This is a genomic window from Streptomyces sp. NPDC096105 (assembly GCF_044763335.1).
GTDB lineage: Bacteria > Actinomycetota > Actinomycetes > Streptomycetales > Streptomycetaceae > Streptomyces.
The window spans coordinates 89,716-111,674 of record NZ_JBIWGC010000012.1; the positions used below are offsets into that span (position 1 = coordinate 89,716).

Consider the following 21,959-nt stretch of genomic DNA (forward strand, 5'->3'; position numbering starts at 1 on the left):
TGGCGATGGGTGAAATCCCGCACCGTCCGTGCGGGGGCGTGCGAGGCCGTGCGGGTCGCGGCCACGGGGGCGACGACCCGCACGGGTGCGCGCACGGATGGTGCGCTCGGTCGCGTCAGTCGAGCTGGTCGACGAGGGCGAACAGTTCCTCGTCAGTGGCGGTGTCGAGGTCCTCGTCGGCCGCGTCAGCGCCGGCCGGGTCCTCGCCGGGGCCGCCCGTCGCCTCGGCCGCGCGCAGCAGCTCCAGCAGCCGTACGGTGATCCGGTCGCGGGCTTCTTCGTCGGCTCCCGCGGACTCGATGGCCGCTTCGAGCCCGGCGAGTCCGGCCAGTACCGCGTCGGCGGGGGACGCCTCGTCGACGGCGAGTTCGGCCCGCAGGTAGCGGGCGAGCGCCAGCGGGGTCGGGTGGTCGAAGACCAGCGTGGCGGGCAGTTTCAGCCCGGTCGCCTCGCGCAGCCGGTTGCGCAGTTCCACGGAGGTGAGTGAGTCGAACCCGGCTTCGTTGAAGGCCATTTCCACGCGCACGCTCTCCGGTCCGCTGTGGCCGAGCACGACCGCGGCCTGCGCGCAGACGACGCCGAGGAGCAGCGTCTCCTGCTTCGCCGCGGACAGTCCCACCAGCCGGTCGGCGAGCTGCCGCCGGTCGCCACCGCCGCCGGTCGTCCGGACCGGCTGCCGGCCCGACCGGACCAGGCCGCGCAGCAGGTGCGGGACTCCGCCGCCCGCCGCCGCGTCGGCCCGTACGGCCCGCAGGTCCAGTCTGGCCGGGACCAGCAGCGACTCCTCGGACCGCAGCGCGGCGTCGAAGAGTTCCATGCCCTCGGCGGACCGCAGTGCCTGCACACCTCCGCGTCCTTCGCGTCGGCTCATACGGGTCCTGGTGAGGTCGTCGATGTTGCCGGCCATGCCGGTGACCTGCTCCCAGGGGCCCCAGGACAGCGAGAGTCCGGGCAGGCCGGCCGCGCGCCGGTGGGACATCAGCCCGTCGAGATAGGCGTTGGCCGCCGCGTAGCCACCGCTGCCGGCGCCCATGAAGACGGACGAGGCGGAGGAGTAGACGACGAACGCGTCCAGGGCCAGGTCGCGGGTCAGTGCGTCGAGGTGCCGTACGGCGTCCACCTTCGGCGCGAACACCTTCGCCAGCCGCTCGGGGGTCAGCGCCCCGATCACCCCGGGGTCGAACACACCGGCCGTGTGCACCACACCCCGCAGCGGGTGCTCCGCCGGCACCTGGGCGAGCAGGGACGCGACCTGCGTACGGTCGGACACGTCGCAGGCCACGACGGAGACCGTCGCCCCCTGCCCGGTCAGCTCGGCAGCCAGTTCCCGCACGCCTTCGGCGTCCGGGCCCCGGCGGCTGGCCAGGACCAGGTGGCGTACACCGTGCCGGGAGACCAGGTGCCGGGCCGCCAGGGCGCCCAGCGAACCGCCGCCCGAGACCAGGACGGTGCCCTGCTCCCGGAACACCGGGTTCGCGTCCACGCCCTGAGCGGTGGCACGGACGAGCCGGGGCACCGAGAGCACCCCGCCGCGCACCGCGACCTGCGGTTCGCCACTGGCCAGCACCGCCGCGAGGACGGAGTCCAGCACGGGCTCCACGCCGCCCTCGGCGCCCGGGTCGGTGTCCAGGAGGACGACACGGTCGGGGTTCTCGGACTGGGCGGCACGCACCAGGCCCCACACCGCGGCCCCGGCCGGGTCGGTCACCGCGCCGTCGTCACCGGCGGGCACGGCACCCCGGGTCGCCACCACGAGGCGGGACTCCTCGGCGCCGGGCACGCTCAGCCACGCCTGCACCATCGCCAGAACCCGGGAGGTCAGCGCGAGTACGGCATCGTCGCCCGCGCCTCCGGCGGCCTCCATGACCGCCACGGCCGGAGCTCCGCCGCCGGCGGCCAGGGCGGCCAGGTCGTCGGCCGTGGTCACCGGCAGCCACGGCGGCGCGGGCTCCGTCTCCTGGGCCGGGGGCAGCTCGGTCCACCGCACCGCGAAGAGCGAGTCGCGGCTCTCGTCCGCCGCCGTGGCACCCAACTGCTCGATGGACACGGCCCGCATCACCAGCGAGTCCATCGTGAGCACCGGGGTGCCCGACGCGTCGGCCGCGGTGACGGACAGGGCGTCGGGTCCGTTGGGCGCGACCCGGACCCGGAGCGCGGAAGCGCCCGCGGTGTGCAGCACCAGGCCGTTCCACGCGAACGGCATCACCGGCTGCCCGGCCTTCTCCTGCGAGGTGTCCGCCGCGACGGCGAACGTCCCGGCCTGAAGGGCGGCGTCGAGCAGCGCCGGGTGGATACCGAAGTCCCCGGACTCCTTGCGGTTCTCGTCGGGCAGGGCGACCTCGGCGAAGAGTTCCTCGCCGCGCCGCCACACCGCCCGCACGCCCTGGAAGACGGGACCGTACGCATAACCGCGCTCGAGCAGAGCCTCGTACAGCTCGCCGGTGTCCAGCTCCACCTGCCGGGCGTCGGCCGGCGGCCACGCGGCGAAGTCGAACTCGGCGGTTCCGGCCCCCGGCTGGGGGGCGTCGGCCAGCGTGCCGGTGGCGTGCCGGGTCCATGTGTCCCCGTCGTCGGCAGCGTCCTCCCGCTGGGAGAAGATCTCGACGGTGCGCGAGCCGTTCTCGCCCGGTGCGCCCACGGCGACCTGGACGCGCACCCCGCCGTGCTCCGGCACCACCAACGGCGCCTCAGTCACCAGTTCCTCCAGCACCCCGCAGCCGGCCTCGTCACCGGCCCGCACCGCCAGCTCCACCAGACCCGTCCCCGGAAGCAGCACCATCCCGCCGACCACGTGATCACCCAGCCAGGGATGCGACTTGAGGGAGAGGCGCGAGGTGAAGACCAGTCCGTCGGTCTGCGGCAGCCGCACCACCGCGCCGAGCAGCGGATGATCCGCCGCCGCCTGCCCCAACGACACCGCATCGGTCACCGACCGCGCCGTCTGAAGCCAGTAATGCCGGTGATCGAAGGCATACGTCGGCAGATCGAGCCGCGCCCAGCCGGTCCCGGTGTCCGGGAGCACACCGGTCCAGTCCACCGGCACACCACGCACGAACAACTCGGCCATCGAAGCCAGCAGCCGGCGCAGACCCCCGTCGTCGCGGCGCAGCGAACCGGTCACCACGGCATCGGCGCCGTCACCACCGTCGTCAAGGATCTCCGTGACCGGCTGGACCAGCACCGGATGCGCACTGACCTCCACGAACGTCCGGTGGCCCTGGCTCAGCAGGTCGGTCACCGCGGGACCGAAGCCGACCTGGCCCCGCAGGTTGCGATACCAGTAGGCGCCGTCCAGGACACCCGCCTGGTCCACCCACTCGCCGGTCACCGTCGAGTAGAACGGCACCATCGGCGCCTGCGCGTTCACCCCGGCAAGAGTCTCGGCCAGGATCTCGCGGATGTCCTCCACGTGCCGGGTGTGCGACGCGTAGTCCACCGCCACCCGCCGCACCCGCACGCCCTCGGCCGAGAGGGCCTCCAGCGCCTCGTCCAACGCCTCCGCATCACCCGCGACCACAACGGAGGACGGGCCGTTGACAGCCGCCACCTCCACCCGGCCCGCCCAACGCTCCAGGCGCGCCGAGGCGTCGGCCTCGCTCAGGGCGACCGAGGCCATCCCTCCACGCCCGGCGAGCTGATCGCGGATGGCCTGACTCCGCAGCGCCACCACCCGCGCCGCATCCTCCAACGACAACGCACCCGACACACACGCGGCAGCGATCTCACCCTGCGAATGACCGACCACCGCATCCGGCAGCACACCCACCGACGACCAGACCGCAGCCAGACCCACCATCACCGCGAAGCTGGCCGGCTGAAGCACATCCACCCGCTCCAGCAACGCGGGCTCCACCTCACCCCGCACCACATCAACCAAAGACCAGTCGACCCACCGCTCCAAAGCAGCCGCACACTCCGCGATCCGCTCCGCGAACACCGGCGAGGCGTCCAGAAGTTCCCGGCCCATACCCGCCCACTGCGAGCCCTGCCCCGGGAACACCCACACCACCTTCCCCGGAACACCCGCACCGCCGGACACCACACCAGGCGCGCTCGCACCCTCCGCAAAGGACCGCAGACCCGCCACGGCATCGTCCCGGGAGTCGGCCACGACGACCGCGCGCTCGCTCAGCACCGCGCGCCCGGCGACCAGCGCACCGGCCACGGCAGCCAGTGGCACCCCGTCCGTGCCCTCGACGAACGCGGCGAGCCGCCTCGCCTGACCGGCCAGTGATCCCGCACTCCGCGCCGACACCACCAACGGCACCACACCAGCCAAAGGCACAGGCGGCACAGCCACCTCCTCCGGCGCCTCCTCCAGGATCAGATGCACATTCGTCCCACTGACCCCGAAGGACGAGACACCCGCCCGGCGCGGACGATCCTCCCGCGGCCACTCCCGCGCCTCGGTCAGCAGCTCCACCGCACCCGCCGACCAGTCGACCTGGTCAGAGGGCCGCTGCGCGTGCAAGGTGGGCGGCATGACACCATGCCGCAGCGCCTGCACCATCTTGATCACACTGGCCACACCCGCGGCGGCTTGAGCGTGCCCGATGTTCGACTTCAGCGAGCCGAGCCACAGCGGCCGTTCGGCGTCGCGTTCCTTGCCGTAGGTGGCGAGCAGCGCCTGCGCCTCGATCGGGTCGCCCAGCGCCGTACCCGTACCGTGCCCCTCCACCACGTCCACGCCGTCGGCCCCGATACCGGCACTGGCCAGGGCCCGCCGGATCACCCGCTGCTGCGACGGACCGTTGGGCGCGGTCAGGCCGTTGGACGCGCCGTCCTGGTTGACCGCGCTGCCCCGCAGCACCGCCAGAACCTTGTGCCCGCGTTCCCGGGCCACCGACAGGCGCTCCAGGACCACGACGCCGACGCCCTCGGACAGGCCCATGCCGTCCGCGCCCTCGGCGAACGCCTTGCAGCGGCCGTCGCCGGCCAGGCCCCGCTGGCGCGAGAACGCCATGAAGGTGGCGGGTGTCGCCATCACCATCGCGCCGCCGGCCAGCGCCATCGAGCACTCGCCCTGCCGCAGCGCCTGCGCCGCCAGGTGCATCGCCACCAGCGACGACGAACACGCCGTGTCCACCGACACCGCCGGGCCCTCGAAGCCGAAGACGTACGACACCCGGCCCGACGCCACACTCGACGCCAGCCCGGTGCCCGCGAAGCCCTCCACTTCCGGCGCGAGCACGCCGGTCCCGTAGCCCTGGCCGGAGACACCGGAGAACACGCCGACATCCGTGCCCTTCAGTGACGTCGGGTCGAGGCCCGCTCCTTCCAGCGCCTCCCAGGAGGTCTCCAGGAGGAGCCGCTGCTGCGGGTCCATCGCCAGCGCCTCACGCGGCGAGATCCCGAAGAACCCCGCGTCGAAGAGGCCCGCCCCCTCCAGGAAACCGCCCTGACTGGTGTAGCTCTTGCCGGCCTGGTCCGGGTCCGGGTCGAAGAGGCCCTCCAGGTCCCAGCCGCGGTCCTCGGGGAAGTCCGACACCGCGTCGACGCCTTCGGCGACCAGCTTCCACAACTGTTCCGGCGAGGCCACCCCGCCGGGCAGCCGGCAGGCCATGCCGACGATGGCGACCGGTTCGTTCGCGTCGGCCGCGACGACCGCCGGCGCCGTCGCCTCCGGTGCCGCCACCTCACCGAACTCCTCGCGCAGGTAGCGGGCGAGGGCCTGCGGGGAGGGATAGTCGAAGACGAGCGTCGGGGGCAGCTTCAGGCCGGTCGCCTCACGCAGCCGGTTGCGCAGCTCCACCGAGGTGAGCGAGTCGAACCCGGCGTCCTTGAACGCCATGTCCGCCCGGACACCGCCGGGTTCGGTGTGGCCGAGGACGACCGCGGCCTGGGCCCGCACCAGATCGAGGAGGAGGGTTTCCTGCTCGGCGGGGACGAGTCCGGCCAGACGGTCGGAGAGCAGGCCGCCTCCGCCGGCGGTGCCTGCCACCGCCCGGGCCTGCTGACGGCCCGTGCGGACCAGTCCGCGCAGCAGGTGCGGTACCGCAGCGCCCGCCGAGGCGTCGGCACGTACGGTCCGCAGGTCCAGCTTGACCGGGACGAGCAGCGCCCGTCCGGACACGAGAGCGGCATCGAACAGCTCCATGCCCTCGGTCGCCGATATCTCCAGTACGCCGCTGCGGCCGGCCCGCGCCTGATCGACGGCACTGAGGTGTCCGGCCATGCCGAGGGACTGCTCCCACAGACCCCAGGCGAGGGAGAGGCCGGGCAGGCCGGCTGCGCGGCGGTGGGACATCAGCCCGTCGAGGAAGGCGTTCGCGGCGGAGTAGTTGCCCTGCCCGGCACCGCCGGACAGGCCCGCCACGGACGAGTACACGACGAACACGTCGAGGTCCAGGTGCCGGGTCAGTGCGTCCAGGTGCCGTACGGCGTCCACCTTCGGCGCGAACACGCCCGCGAGCCGCTCCGCGGTCAGCGCCCCGATCAGCCCGTCGTCGAACACGCCGGCCGTGTGGACGACCCCGCGCAGGGGGTGCGCGTCGGACACGGTGGCGAGGAGCGCCTCGACCTGAGCGCGGTCGGACACGTCACAGGCGACGACCTCGACGGCCGCCCCCTGCCCGGCCAGCTCGGCGACCAGTTCCGGTACGCCCTCGGCGTCCGGGCCCCGGCGGCTGGCCAGGACCAGGTGCCGTACGCCGTGCCGGGACACCAGATGCCGGGCCACCAGACCGCCCAGCGAACCGGCACCCGAGACCAGAACCGTCCCGTCGCTCCCGAACACCCCGGCCGTGTCCGCGACCCGGTCGGTGACGCGGGCGAGCCGGGGAACCGACAGGGTCGTGCCGCGTACGGCGACCTGGGGTTCTGCGGTCGCCGTCACCGGGCCCAGCACGGAGTCCAGGACCGAGTCCACGCCTCCCTCGGCAGTGGGGTCGGTGTCCAGGAGGACGATGCGGTCCGGGGCCTCGGACTGGGCCGCCCGCACCAGACCCCACACCGCCGCCCCGGCCGGGTCGGTCACCGCGCCCCCGTCACCGGCGGGCACCGCGCCGCGGGTCGCGACCACCAGCCGTGACTCCTCCAGGCCGTCGGCGGCCAGCCACGCCTGCATGACCGCGAGGACGCCGGAGGTCAGCGTGAGGACCGCGTCGTCGCCGTCCCCGCCGACGGCCTCCAGTACCGCCACCGCCGGCACTCCGGCACTCTCGGCCAGTGCCTCCACATCACCGGGGGCGGAGACCGGCACCCAGGACGGCGGGAACTCCGCGCCCTGGGGTGGCGGCAGTTCACTCCACTCCAGGCGGAACAGCGCGTTGGCGACCGTCGTGTCGGCCGCCGTGTCCAGTTGTTCTGCGGACACCGCCCGGGACACCAGCGAGTCCAGCGTCACGACGGGGCCGCCGGCCTCGTCGGCCGCCTGGACCGACAGTGCATCCGGGCCGTTCGGGGCGATCCGCACCCGCAGCGCGGAGGCGCCCGCGGCGTGCAGGACCAGGCCGTTCCACGCGAACGCGAGCACCGGCTCCCCGGAGTCCTCGGCGTCCGCCGCACTCCCGATGGTGCCGGCCTGGAGGGCGGCGTCGAGCAGCGCGGGGTGGATACCGAACCGTTCGGCGTCCTTGCGGTGCTCCTCCGGCAGGGCGACCTCGGCGAAGACCTCCTCGCCACGCCTCCACACCGCCCGCACGCCCTGGAACGCGGGGCCGTAGCCGTAGCCGCGCTCACTCAGGCCGCCGTAGAAGTCACCGATCTCGACGGGCGCCGCACCGGTCGGCGGCCATGCGGTGAAGTCGGTCTGTTCACCGGTCGCCGATGCGGCGACCGACAGCGTGCCCGTGGCATGCCGGGCCCATGTGTCCCCGTCACCGGGGCCGTCCTCGCGCTGGGAGTAGATCTCCACGCCGCGCGAGCCGTTCTCGCCCGGTGCGCCCACGGCGACCTGGACGCGCACCCCGCCGTGCTCCGGCACCACCAACGGCGCCTCGATGACCAGTTCCTCCAGCACCCCGCACCCGGCCTCGTCACCGGCCCGCACCGCCAGCTCCACCAGACCCGTACCGGGCAGGATGACCACACCGCCCACGGCGTGATCGGCCAGCCAGGGCTGCGACTTGAGGGAGAGGCGCGAGGTGAAGACCAGGCCGTCGGTCTGCGGCAGCCGCACCACCGCGCCGAGCAGCGGGTGATCCGCCGCCGCCTGCCCCAACGACGCCGCGTCCGTCGCCGACTCGACCTCGTGGAGCCAGTAGTGCTGGTGCTCGAAGGCGTACGTGGGCAGGTCCACGTCCAGAGAGGTGGCCCCGGCCGGGAGCACTCCGGTCCAGTCGACGGTGACCCCGCGCACGAACAGCTCGGCCATCGAGGCCAGCAGCCGACGCAGACCGCCGTCGTCACGGCGCAGCGAACCGGTCACCACGGCATCGGCGCCGTCACCACCGTCATCAAGGATCTCCGTGACCGGCTGGACCAGCACCGGATGCGCACTGACCTCCACGAACGTCCGGTGGCCCTGGCTCAGCAGGTCGGTCACCGCGGGACCGAAGCCGACCTTGTTGCGTAGGTTTCGGTACCAGTAGGCGCCGTCCAGGACACCCGCCTGGTCCACCCACTCGCCGGTCACGGTCGAGTAGAACGGCGCCGACGGTGCCTGCGCGTTCACCCCGGCGAGCGTGTCGGCGAGGGTGTCGCGGATGTCCTCCACGTGCCGGGTGTGCGAGGCGTAGTCCACCGCCACCCGCCGCACGCGGACACCGTCCGCCGACAGGGCCTCCAGCGCCTCGTCCAGCGCCTCCGCATCACCCGCGACCACGACGGAGGACGGGCCGTTGACAGCCGCGACCTCCACCCGGTCCGCCCAACGCGTCAGACGGGAAACCGCCTCGGTCTCGCTCAGGGCGACCGAGGCCATCCCTCCACGCCCGGCGAGCTGATCGCGGATGGCCTGACTCCGCAGCGCCACCACCCGCGCCGCATCCTCCAGCGACAACGCACCCGACACACACGCGGCAGCGATCTCACCCTGCGAGTGACCGACCACCGCATCCGGCAGCACACCCACCGACGACCAGACCGCAGCCAGACCCACCATCACCGCGAAGCTGGCCGGCTGAAGCACATCCACCCGCTCCAGCAACGCGGGCTCCACCTCACCCCGCAGCACATCAACCAAAGACCAGTCGACCCACCGCTCCAAAGCCGCCGCACACTCCGCGATCCGCTCCGCGAACACCGGCGAGGCGTCCAGAAGTTCCCGGCCCATACCCGCCCACTGCGAGCCCTGCCCCGGGAACACCCACACCACCTTCCCCGGCGCACCAGAACCCGCACCGCCGGACACCACACCAAGCGCGCTCGCACCCTCCGCAAGGGCCCGCAACCCCGCCAACGCCTCCGTGTCCGAGTCGGCCACGACCACCGCACGCTCACCCAGCACCGCACGCCCCGCGACCAGCGCACCGGCCACGGCAGCCAGCGGCACCCCGTCCGTGCCCTCGACGAACGCGGCAAGCCGCCCGGCCTGACCGGCCAGTGATCCCGCACTCCGCGCCGACACCACCAACGGCACCACACCAGCCGAAGGCACAGGCGGCACAGCCACCTCCTCCGGCGCCTCCTCCAGGATCAGATGCGCATTCGTCCCGCTCACCCCGAACGCCGAGACACCCGCCCGGCGCGGACGACCCTCCCGCGGCCACTCCCGCGCCTCGGTCAGCAGCTCCACCGCACCCGCCGACCAGTCCACCCGGGACGTCGGCGCATCGACATGCAACGTCGCCGGCATGACCCCATGCCGCAACGCCTGCACCATCTTGATCACACCGGCCACACCCGCCGCCGCCTGCGTATGACCGACGTTCGACTTCAACGACCCCAACCACAAAGGCCGTTCGACGTCCCGGCCCTTGCCGTACGTGGCAAGCAACGCCTGCGCCTCGATCGGGTCGCCGAGGACCGTGCCGGTGCCGTGACCCTCGACCACGTCGACGTCGTCCGGTGTGAGCCCCGCGTTCGCGAGTGCTCCCCGGATCACCCGCTGCTGGGCGGGGCCGTTCGGAGCCGTCAGACCGTTGGAGGCGCCGTCCTGGTTGACCGCGCTCCCCCGCAGCACCGCCAGCACCCGGTGTCCGCGCTCCCGCGCCACCGACAGGCGCTCCAGGACCACGACGCCGACGCCCTCCGCCCAACCGGTGCCGTCCGCGCCGTCGGCGTACGCCTTGCAGCGGCCGTCGTCCGCAAGGCCCCGCTGACGCGAGAACTCGACGAAGGCCCCGGGGTTGGCCATGACGGTCGCGCCGCCGGCCAGGGCCATGGAGCACTCGCCCTGCCGCAGCGCCTGCGCCGCCAGGTGCATCGCCACCAGCGACGACGAACACGCCGAGTCGATCGTGACCGCAGGACCCTCGAAGCCGAAGACGTACGACACCCGGCCCGACGCCACACTCGTGGAACCGCCCGTGCCCGCGAAGCCCTCCAGCTCCGGTGTCACCACGCTGGCGCCGGGAGCGACGTAGCCCTGGCCGAAGACCCCGGAGAAGACGCCGACGTCGGCGCCCTTCAGGGACAGCGGGTCGATGCCGGCGCTTTCGAAGGCCTCCCAGGAAGTCTCCAGGAGCAGCCGCTGCTGCGGATCCATCGCCAGCGCCTCACGCGGCGAGATCCCGAAGAACCCCGCGTCGAAGAGACCCGCTTCGTGGAGGAATCCGCCCCGGTCGGTGTACGACGTACCCGCACGGTCCGGGTCCGGGTCGAACAGGCCCTCCAGGTCCCAGCCGCGGTCCTCGGGAAACCCTGTCACGGCGTCGCGGCCGTCGCGCACCAGTCGCCACAGGTCCTCGGGGCCCGCCACCCCGCCGGGCAGCTTGCACGCCATGCCCACCACGGCCACCGGCTCACGGGAGGCGTCGACGAGCCGGCGGTTCCGCTTCTTCAGCGAGCCGACCTCTTCGACCGATTTCCGTAGCGCCTCGACGACCTTCTCATACGACGCACTCACTTGATCTCCCCAATCCTTCAGCGGTTTCGCGGGTCAGTTGTCGCCGAGCGCGAGCTGCACGAGGTCGTCGACGTCCAGCTCGGCGACCGCCATTTCCTCGTCGGCGTCGTCGAATGCGCCGGTGGCCGGTGTGCTGTCGTCGAGGGCGGCCAGCTTGACCAGGGCATCCATCAGGCCGGCTGCCCGGAACCGGGCCAGCGGGAGCGACGCGAGTGCGCGCCGCAGTCGTTCCTCGTCCACGTCCTGGCCGGCCGTGCCGCCGTCCGGGAACAGTTCGGTGTGCAGGTGCCGGGCGAGGGCCTGCGGGTTCGGGTAGTCGAAGGCCAGGGTGGCGGGGAGCTTCAGTCCCGTGGCCGCCCGCAGCCGGTTGCGCAGTTCCACGGAGGTGAGCGAGTCGAACCCGGTGTCCTTGAACGCCGTGTCCGCGCGAACCCCGTCCGGTCCGGCGTGCCCGAGCACGGACGCGGCCTGGGCGCGTACGAGGTCGAGGAGGGTCTTCTCCTGGTCGGCGGCGGGGAGCCCTGCCAGGCGGCGCAGCAGCTCGCCGTCCTGGGCGGTGCCCGTCTGCGCCGACCGTCGCCCGGTGCGGACCAGGCCGCGCAGCATGTGGGGTACTCCCCCACCGGCCGCGGCGTCCGCCCGTACTCCCCGCAGGTCCAGCTTGGCGGGTACCAGGAGCGACCGCGGGGACCCCAGCGCGGCGTGGAAGAGGTCCATGCCCTCCGTCAGGGTCATCATCTGGAGGCCGCCTCGCCGGTTCATCCGGGAGCGGGTGAGTTCGTCGGTGTTCGCCGCCATGCCGCTGGTCTGCTCCCACAGGCCCCAGGCCAGCGACAGCCCCGGCAGACCCGCGGCCCGCCGGGCGGCCATCAGACCGTCCAGGTAGGCGTTGGCCGCCGCGTAACTGCCGCTGCCCGCGCCCATGAACACCGCCGAGACGGACGAGTAGACGACGAACGCGTCCAGGGCCAGGTCACGGGTCAGTGCGTCCAGATGCCGTACGGCGTCCACCTTCGGCGCGAACACCCGCGCCAGCCGCTCCGGGGTCAGCGCCCCGATGACACCGGCGTCCAGCACGCCGGCCGTGTGGACCACACCGCGCAGGGGGTGCGCGTCGGGCACCGCGGCGAGGAGGGCCTCGACCTGGGTCCGGTCGGACACGTCACAGGCGACGACCTCGACGGCCGCCCCCAGTTCGGTCAGCTCGGCCGCCAGCTCCTGCGCACCCTCGGCGTCCGGGCCCCGGCGGCCGGCGAGAACCAGGTGCCGTACGCCGTGCCGGGTGACCAGGTGCCGGGCCGCGAGTGCTCCCAGCGATCCGGTGCCTCCGGTGACCAGGACGGTCCCCTCGGTGTCGAACACGGGAGTGCCGTCCGGGACTCGTCCGTCGTCGGTGACGCGGGCGAGGCGGGGGACGGAGAGGGTCGTTCCGCGCACGGCGAGCTGTGGTTCGTCGCCGGCCGACACGGCGGCCAGGACCGCCTCCCGCACGTCACCGGCAGCGGCGGCCGGGTCGGCGTCGACCAGGACGATCCGGTCGGGATTCTCCGCCTGCGCGGCACGCACCAGACCCCACACCGCCGACCCCGCCGGATCACTCACCACACCGTCACCGGCAGGCACCGCACCCCGCGTCACCACCACCAGCCGGGAGTTCTCCAACCCCGCCGCACCCAACCACGCCTGCACCACACCCAGCACCCGCGAAGTGAGCCCCAGAGCAGCATCCACAGCACCGTCACCAGCCGCGACGGCCTCCAGCACCGCCACAGCCGGAACCCCGGCCCCAGCACCGCCCGCCAGCTCCGCCACATCCTCGGCGGAAACCACCGGCACCCACACCGGAACCTGCACCGCATCCAGGGCGGAAGGCAGCTCCGTCCAGTCCAGCAGGAACAGCGAGTTGGTGCTCGTCGTGCCGTCGGGCCGGGCCAACTGCTCGGCGGACAGCGCGCGCATCACCACCGAGTCCGCCGACACCACCAGGGCACCGGTCTCGTCGGCCGCCTCCAGCGTCAGGGTGTCGGTCCCACCGGGCACCAGTCGCACCCGCAGGGCCGAGGCACCCGCGGCGTGCAGGACCAGGCCGTTCCAGTCGAACGGCCGGCGCGGACCGTCGCCGCTCACCGTCGCGGCATCGGTCGCGGAGACGTGCAGGGCGGCGTCGAGCAGCGCGGGGTGGATACCGAACCGGTCGGCGTCCTTGCCGTGCTCCTCGGGCAGGGCGACCTCGGCGAACAGTTCCTCGCCGCGCCGCCACACCGCCCGCACGCCCTGGAACGCGGGACCGTACTCGTGGCCCTGGCCGGCCAGACCGGCGTAGAGGTCACCGGCCTCGACGGGCTGCGCTCCGGGCGGCGGCCACGCCGTGAAGTCGTGTTCTCCGCCGCCGGCCGGCACCGACGCCGACAGGAGCCCCGTGGCGTGCCGGGTCCATGTGTCCCCGTCGTCGGCAGCGTCCTCGCGCTGGGAGAAGATCTCGACGGTGCGCGAGCCGTTCTCGCCCGGTGCGCCCACGGCGACCTGGACGCGCACCCCGCCGTGCTCCGGCACCACCAACGGCGCCTCGGTCACCAACTCCTCCAGCACCCCGCAGCCGGCCTCGTCACCGGCCCGCACCGCCAGCTCCACCAGACCCGTGCCGGGCAGGACGACCACACCGCCCACGGCGTGATCGGCCAGCCAGGGATGCGACTTGAGGGAGAGGCGCGAGGTGAAGACCAGGCCGTCGGTCTGCGGCAGCCGCACCACCGCGCCGAGCAGCGGATGATCCGCCGCCGCCTGTCCCAGTGACGCCGCGTCGGTCACCGACCGCGCCGTCTGAAGCCAGTAATGCCGGTGATCGAAGGCATACGTCGGCAGATCCACGCCCAGATGCCCGATCCCGGCGGTCCCGGTGTCCGGGAGCACACCGGTCCAGTCCACCGGCACACCACGCACGAACAACTCGGCCATCGAAGCCAGCAACCGGCGCAGACCCCCGTCGTCGCGGCGCAGCGAACCGGTCACCACGGCATCGGCGCCGTCACCACCGTCGTCAAGGATCTCCGTGATCGGCTGGACCAGCACCGGATGCGCACTGACCTCCACGAAGACGCCGTGGCCCTGACCGGTCAACTCCGCGACAGCCGGGCCGAAGCCGACCTGGCCCCGCAGGTTGCGATACCAGTAGGCGCCGTCCAGGACACCCGCCTGGTCCACCCACTCGCCGGCCACCGTCGAGTAGAACGGCACCATCGGCGCCTGCGCGTTCACCCCGGCAAGAGTCTCGGCCAGGATCTCGCGGATGTCCTCCACATGCCGGGTGTGCGAGGCGTAGTCCACCGCCACCCGCCGCACGCGGACACCGTCCGCCGACAGAGCCTCCAGCGCCTCGTCCAACGCCTCCGCATCACCCGCGACCACCACGGAGGACGGGCCGTTGACGGCCGCGACCTCCACCCGGCCCGCCCAACGCTCCAGGCGCGCCAAGGCGTCGGCCTCGCTCAGCGCGACCGAGGCCATCCCTCCCCGCCCGGCGAGCTGATCGCGGATGGCCTGACTCCGCAGCGCCACCACCCGCGCCGCATCCTCCAGCGACAACGCACCCGACACACACGCGGCAGCGATCTCACCCTGCGAATGACCGACCACCGCATCCGGCAGCACACCCACCGACGACCAGACCGCAGCTAGACCCACCATCACCGCGAAGCTGGCCGGCTGAAGCACATCCACCCGCTCCAGCAACGCGGGCTCCACCTCACCCCGCACCACATCAACCAAAGACCAGTCGACCCACCGCTCCAAAGCAGCCGCACACTCCGCGACCCGCTCCGCGAACACCGGCGACGAATCCAGAAGTTCCCGGCCCATACCCGCCCACTGCGAGCCCTGCCCCGGGAACACCCACACCACCTTCCCCGGAACACCCGCACCCGCAGTGCCGGACACCACACCAGGCGCGCTCGCACCCTCCGCAAAGGCCCGCAGACCCGCCATGGCATCGTCCCGGGAGTCGGCCACGACGACCGCACGCTCACCCAGCACCGCACGCCCCGCGACCAGCGCACCGGCCACGGCAGCCAGCGGCACCCCGTCCGTGCCCTCGACGAACGCGGCAAGCCGCCCCGCCTGACCGGCCAAGGCCCCCGCACTTCGCGCCGACACCACCAACGGCACCACACCCCCACCACCGGCAGGCAGCGGCTGCGAGACATCCTCCTCCGGCGCCTCCTCCAGGATCAGGTGCGCGTTCGTCCCACTGATACCGAAGGACGAGACACCGGCCCGGCGCGGACGATCCTCCCGCGGCCACTCCCGCGCCTCGGTCAGCAGCTCGATGGCACCGTCCGTCCAGTCCACGCGAGTCGTGCGCTGCTGGGCGTGCAGTGTCGGGGGCAGGACGCCGTGCCGCAGCGCCTGCACCATCTTGATCACACCGGCCACACCCGCCGCCGCCTGCGTGTGGCCGACGTTCGACTTCAACGACCCCAGCCACAGGGGCCGTTCGGCGTCCCGGCCCTTGCCGTAGGTGGCGAGCAGCGCCTGCGCCTCGATCGGGTCGCCGAGGACCGTGCCGGTGCCGTGACCCTCCACCGCGTCCACGTCGGCCGCCGACAGCCCGGCGCTGGTCAGGGCGCGCCGGATCACCCGCTGCTGTGAGGGGCCGTTCGGAGCCGTCAGGCCGTTGGAGGCGCCGTCCTGGTTGACGGCGCTGCCGCGTATGACGGCCAGGACCTTGTGTCCGCGTTCCCGGGCCACCGAAAGGCGTTCCAGGACGACCAGGCCGACGCCCTCGGACAGGACGGTGCCGTCCGCGTCGTCGGCGTACGCCTTGCAGCGGCCGTCGGCGGCCAGACCCCGCTGGCGTGACATGCCGAGGACGCCGATCGGTGAGCCCATGACGGCGACGCCGCCGGCCAGTGCCATCGTGCACTCGCCCTGCCGCAGGGCCTGCGCGGCCAGGTGCATCGCGACCAGCGACGACGAGCAGGCCGTGTCCACGGTGACCGCGGGACCCTCGAAGCCGAAGACGTACGACACCCGGCCCGAGGCCACGCTTCCCGCGGTGGCGGTGGTGACGAAGCCCTCGAGTTCGGCGGGCATGTTGCTCAGGGACTCGAGATAGTCGTGGATGGAGACACCGGAGAAGACACCGATGTTGTCGCCCCGTGCCGTGCTCGGGTCGATACCGGCGCGCTCCAGTGCTTCCCAGGAGGCTTCGAGGAGCAGCCGCTGCTGCGGGTCCATCGCCAGCGCCTCACGCGGCGAGATCCCGAAGAACCCGGCGTCGAACAGGCCCGCGCCCTCCAGGAAGCCGCCCTGGGTGGAGTAGGACGTGCCGGCGCGGTCGGGGTCGGCGTCGAAGAGGCCCTCCAGGTCCCAGCCCCGGTCGTCGGGGAAGGCGGAGACGCCCTCGCGGCCCTCCCGGACCAGGTGCCACAGGTCGTCGGGGCTGGTCACGCCGCCCGGCAGGCGGCACGCCATGCCCACGATCGCTATGGGTTCGCCGGGGTCGGCGGTGGCGGCCGCCGTGGCCGTGCCCGCTGCGGGGACGCCGGTCACCGTGGTGTCCGCGTCGCCGAGTTCCTCGCGCAGGTGGCGGGCCAGGGCGACGGGGGTCGGATAGTCGAAGATCAGCGTGGCGGGGAGTTTCACGCCGGTCGCCGCGCTGAGCCGGTTGCGCAGTTCGACGGCGGTCAGGGAGTCGAAGCCGATGCTGCTGAATCCTCGGGTGCCCTGCGTCAGTTCCTGGCTGGTGAAGCCGAGTACGGCGCCCGCCTCGGTCTGTACGACGGAGAGCAGGACGCTTTCCTGTTCGGCCTGGGACAGACCGGCGAGGCGGCGCACCAGGGTGCCGCTGTCGCCGGCGGCGGCCCGCGCCGAGCGGCGGCCTGCGCGTACGAGGCCGCGCAGCAGGTGCGGGACTCCCCCGCCGTCCCCGGCCTGGCCGCGCAGCGTCCGCAGGTCGAGTTTGATCGGTACGAGGAGTGCCTGGCCCATGTGCAGGCCGAGGTCGAGGATGTGCAGGCCTTCGGCCGGGGTCAGTGCGAGGACGCCGCCGCGGCTCATCCGGGCCTGGTCGACGGCGCCGAGGTGGGCGGTCAGTCCGGTGCTCTGCTCCCACAGGCCCCAGGCCAGGGAGAGGCCGGGCAGGCCCGCCTCGCGGCGCGTGGCCATCAGGCCGTCGAGGAAGGCGTTCGCGGCGGCGTAGTTGCCCTGGCCCGCCGATCCCATGAGCGCGGCGGCGGAGGAGAACACGACGAACGCGTCGAGATCCAGGTCGCGGGTGAGTGCGTCGAGGTGGCGTACGGCGTCCACCTTGGGCGCGAACACCGTGGCGAGGCGCTCGGGGGTGAGGGCCGCGATCACCCCGTCGTCCAGCACGCCGGCGAGGTGGACCACGCCGCACAGGGGGTGCTCGTCCGGTACGGAGGCCAGCAGTGCCTCGACGTCAGCGCGCCGGGAGACGTCGCCGGCCACGACGGAGACCGCCGCGCCCTGTTCGGCCAGTTCGGCGACGAGTTCGGGCATGCCTTCGGCGTCCGGGCCCCGGCGGCCGACGAGGACCAGGTGGCGTACGCCGTACCGGGTGACCAGATGCCGGGCCACCAGCGTGCCCAGGGAGCCGGTGCCGCCGGTGACCAGGACCGTCCCCCGGGGCCTGAAGATTCCGGGGCTGTCGGGGACCTGGCCGGTGACGCGGGCGAGGCGGGGGACGGAGAGGGTCGTTCCGCGCACGGCGAGCTGTGGTTCGTCGCCGGCCGACACGGCGGCCAGGACCGCCTCCCGCACGTCACCGGCAGCGGCGGCCGGGTCGGCGTCGACCAGGACGATCCGGTCGGGATTCTCCGCCTGCGCGGCACGCACCAGACCCCACACCGCCGACCCCGCCGGATCACTCACCACACCGTCACCGGCAGGCACCGCACCCCGCGTCACCACCACCAGCCGGGAGTTCTCCAACCCCGCCGCACCCAGCCACGCCTGCACCACACCCAGCACCCGCGAAGTGAGCCCCAGAGCAGCATCCACAGCACCGTCACCAGCCGCGACGGCCTCCAGCACCGCCACAGCCGGAACCCCGGCCCCAGCACCGCCCGCCAGCCCCGCCACATCCTCGGCGGAAACCACCGGCACCCACACCGGAACCTGCACCGCATCCAGGGCGGAAGGCAGCCCGGTCCACTCGACGCCGAACAGCGCGTCGCGGGTGTCGTGGGCCGCGGCGGCGTCCAGTTGGTCGGTGGAGACCGGCAGGGACACCAGGGAGTCCATGGTCAGCACGAGGCCGCCGGTCTCGTCCGCGGCCTGGAACGACAGGGCGTCCGGCCCGCACGGCGCGACCCGCACCCGCAGCGCCGAGGCGCCCGTGGCGTGCAGCACGAGACCGTTCCAGGCGAACGGCAGCACCTTGCGGCCGTCGTCCGGCGCGGCGAGGGCGTTGGTGTGGAGGGCGGCGTCGAGGAGCGCCGGGTGGATACCGAACCGGCCCGCGTCCTCGCGCTGTTCCTCGGGCAGGGCGGCCTCGGCGAAGACCTCGTCGCCGCGCCGCCAGACGGCACGCAGGCCCTGGAAGGCGGGCCCGTAGGCGTAGCCGCGCTCGGTCAGGTCGTCGTAGAAGTTCTCGACGTCGACCGGCTGGGCGCCGGGGGGCGGCCAGGCGGCGAAGTCGAAGTCGCTGTCGTCCCGGGCGGCGGGCGCGGCCGACAGCAGTCCGGTGGCGTGCCGGGTCCACCCGTGGGTGCCGCCCTCGCCGGCGGCGTCCTCCCGCAGGGAGTACACGTCGACGGTGCGCAGGCCGTTCGCGCCCGGTCCGCTCACCGCGACCTGGACGCGCACGCCGCCGCGTTCGGGCAGCACGAGCGGTGCCTCGATGACGAGTTCCTCCAGGATGCCGTGGCCGAACTCGTCGCCGGCGCGCACGGCGAGATCGACGTAGACCGTGCCGGGGACGATGACGACCCCGCCGATCGCGTGCCCGGCGAGCCAGGGGTGGGACTGGAGGGACAGGCGGGAGGTGAAGACCAGGCCGTCGGACTGGGGCAGTTCCACCACCGCGCCGAGCAGCGGGTGGTCGGCGCCGGTCAGTCCGAGCGACGCCTGGTCCGTGGCCGTGCCGCCCATCTTGAGCCAGAAGTGCTGGTGGTCGAAGGCGTACGTCGGCAGGTCGACGCGTGCCGCGGCGGCGCCGTCGGGCAGCACCTCGCTCCAGTCCACGGGCACGCCGCGTACGAACAGCTCGGCCATCGAGGTCTGGAGCCGGCGCGGTCCGCCGTCCTGGCGGCGCAGCGAACCGGTCACCACCACGTCCGTGACGTCCCCGGTGCCGGTGACCGTGCCGGTGCCGGTGACCGTGCCGGTGCCGGTGTCGTAGACGGTCTCGGTGATCGGCTGGACGAGGACGGGGTGGGCGCTGACCTCGACGAAGACGCCGTGGCCCTGGCGGACCAGTTCCGCCACCGCCGGGCCGAAGCCGACCTGGCCGCGCAGGTTCCGGTACCAGTAGGCGCCGTCCAGGACGCCGGCGTCCTCCACCCACTCGCCCGTGACGGTGGAGTAGAAGGGGACGGCGGGTGCCTGCGCGCCGATGCCGGCCAGGGCGTCGGCGAGGGTGTCGCGGATCCGCTCCACGTGCCGGGTGTGGGAGGCGTAGTCCACGGCGATCCGCCGCACCCGTACTCCCTGGTCCTCCAGGGTGTCGAGGGCCTCGTCCAGCGCCTCGGCGTCACCGGCGATCACCACGGAGGACGGCCCGTTGACGGCGGCGACCTCGACCCGGTCCGCCCAGCGCTCCAGACGGGGGACCGCCTCGGCCTCGTTCAGGGCGACCGAGGCCATGCCCCCGCGTCCCGCGAGCCGTTCGGCGATGGCCTGGCTGCGCAGGGCCACGACCCGCGCCGCGTCCTCCAGTGTCAACGCTCCGGACACGCACGCCGCGGCGATCTCGCCCTGCGAGTGGCCGACCACCGCGTCGGGCTCGACGCCGACGGACTGCCATACGGCGGCCAGACCGACCATCACGGCGAAGCTGGCGGGCTGGAGCACGTCCACCCGCTCCAGTACTCCGGGCTCGGCCTCGCCCCGCAGCACATCGACAAGGGACCAGTCCACCCACCGCTCCAGAGCGGCGGCACACTCGGCGATCCGCGCCGCGAACACCGGTGATGCGTCCAGGAGTTCCCGGCCCATGCCCGCCCACTGCGAGCCCTGCCCCGGGAACACCCACACGACCTTGCTCGGCGTCCCCGAGCCGGAGAGGACCCCGGGCGCGCTCTCGCCCCGCGAGAGGGCGCGCAGTCCGGCGAGGGCCTCCGCGTCGGAGCCGGCCACGACGACCGCCCGCTCCCCCAGCACCGCACGCCCGGTCACCAGGGCGCCGGCGACGTCGGTGAGCGACGCGCCACCGGCGCCGGACTCCACGAACGCCGCCAGCCGTTCCGCCTGGGCCGCCAGGGACGTCGCGGTTCCCGCCGAGACCACCAGCGGCACCGCACGGGCGGGCCCGGCGCCCCGCGCGTCGTCCCGGGCGCTCTCCGCCGCGTTCCCGTCGATCCCCGTCGCGGTCCGGGCGGCACCCGCCGCGTTCCGGGTGGGCCCCGTCTTCCGGACGGTCTCGTTCGCCTCCGGCGGCGCTTCCTCCAGGATCAGGTGGGCGTTGGTGCCGCTGGCCCCGAACGAGGACACCCCCGCCCGGCGCGGACGGCCCTGGTCCGGCCACTCCCGGGCCTCGGTGAGCAGCTCGACCGCGCCCGCCGACCAGTCCACCTGGGGGGTCGGCGCGTCCAGGTGCAGGGTCGCCGGGAGCACCCGGTGCCGCAGCGCCTGCACCGTCTTGATGACACCGGCCACCCCGGATGCCGCCTGCGTGTGCCCGATGACCGACTTGACCGAGCCGAGCCACAGCGGCTTCCGCGGGTCGCGGCCCTGTCCGTAGGTGGCGATCAGCGCCTGCGCCTCGATCGGGTCGCCGAGGACCGTGCCCGTGCCGTGGCCCTCCACCGCGTCCACGTCGGCCGGGGAGAGACCGGCGCCGGCCAGGGCCTTGCGGATGACCCGCTGCTGCGCGGGCCCGTTGGGCGCGGTGAGACCGTTGGACGCGCCGTCCTGGTTGACGGCGCTGCCGCGCAGCACCGCGAGGATCCGGTGGCCGCGCTCCTCGGCGACCGACAGCCGTTCCAGAAGCAGGACGCCCACGCCCTCCGCCCAGCCCGAACCGTCGGCGCCGGCGGCGTACGACTTGCAGCGCCCGTCGAAGGCGAGGGCCCGCTGCCGTGCGAAGCCGACGAATCCGCCGGGCGTGGCCATGACCGTGGAGCCGCCGACGAGCGCCATCGAGCACTCACCGCGGCGCAGCGCCTGCGCGGCGAGGTGCGTCGCCACCAGCGACGAGGAGCACATGGTGTCGACCGTGACGGCGGGGCCCTCCAGTCCGAGCGTGTAGGCGACGCGTCCGGAGGCGACGCCACCCGCGGTGCCCAGCGCGCGTTCCAGGCTGAGGAAGTCCTCGTGGCCGCTCAGGTCGGGGGCGTAGTCCTGGTGCACCATGCCGGCGAAGACGCCGATGTCGCTGCCCCGCACCGAGTGGGGGTCGATACCGGCCCGTTCGAGGGCTTCCCAGGACACTTCGAGCAACTGCCGCTGCTGCGGGTCCATCGCCAGCGCCTCGCGCGGCGAGATGCCGAAGAACGCGGCGTCGAACCGGGCGGCGTCGTGGAGGAAGGCACCTTCGCGCACGTAGGTCGTGCCGGGGTTGTCGGGGTCGGGGTGGTAGAGGCCCTCCAGGTCCCAGCCCCGGTCGTCGGGGAAGGGGGTGTAGACGTCGGTGCCCTCGGACACCACCCGCCACAGGTCCTCGGGGCTGCGGATCCCGCCGGCGTACCGGCAGGCCATGGAGACGATCGCGATGGGCTCCGTGGCCGCGGCCGCGAGCTCGCTGTTCTCCTGCTGAAGCCTGGCGTTCTCCTTCAGCGAGGCTCGCAGTGCGTCGACAACCTGCTCGTCCGGCGCGGACATAACCATCCTCCAC

The 21,959-nt window shown here is 73.5% G+C and carries 2 protein-coding genes; both read right to left on the minus strand.

Annotated features, from left to right (window positions below; all coding sequences use genetic code 11):
• Positions 1 to 115: 115 nt before the first annotated feature.
• The gene (locus tag ACIQ8B_RS20155) at positions 116 to 10,948 is read right to left on the minus strand and encodes an SDR family NAD(P)-dependent oxidoreductase (RefSeq protein ID WP_403548453.1); all 10,833 of its coding nucleotides are present in this window, start codon (positions 10,946 to 10,948) and stop codon (positions 116 to 118) included.
• Between the two features lie 33 nt (positions 10,949 to 10,981).
• Positions 10,982 to 21,913 carry a type I polyketide synthase gene (locus ACIQ8B_RS20160; RefSeq protein ID WP_403548548.1) on the minus strand — a complete coding sequence of 3,644 codons (10,932 nt, stop codon included), beginning with the start codon at positions 21,911 to 21,913 and terminating at the stop codon, positions 10,982 to 10,984.
• Between the last annotated feature and the right edge of the window lie 46 nt (positions 21,914 to 21,959).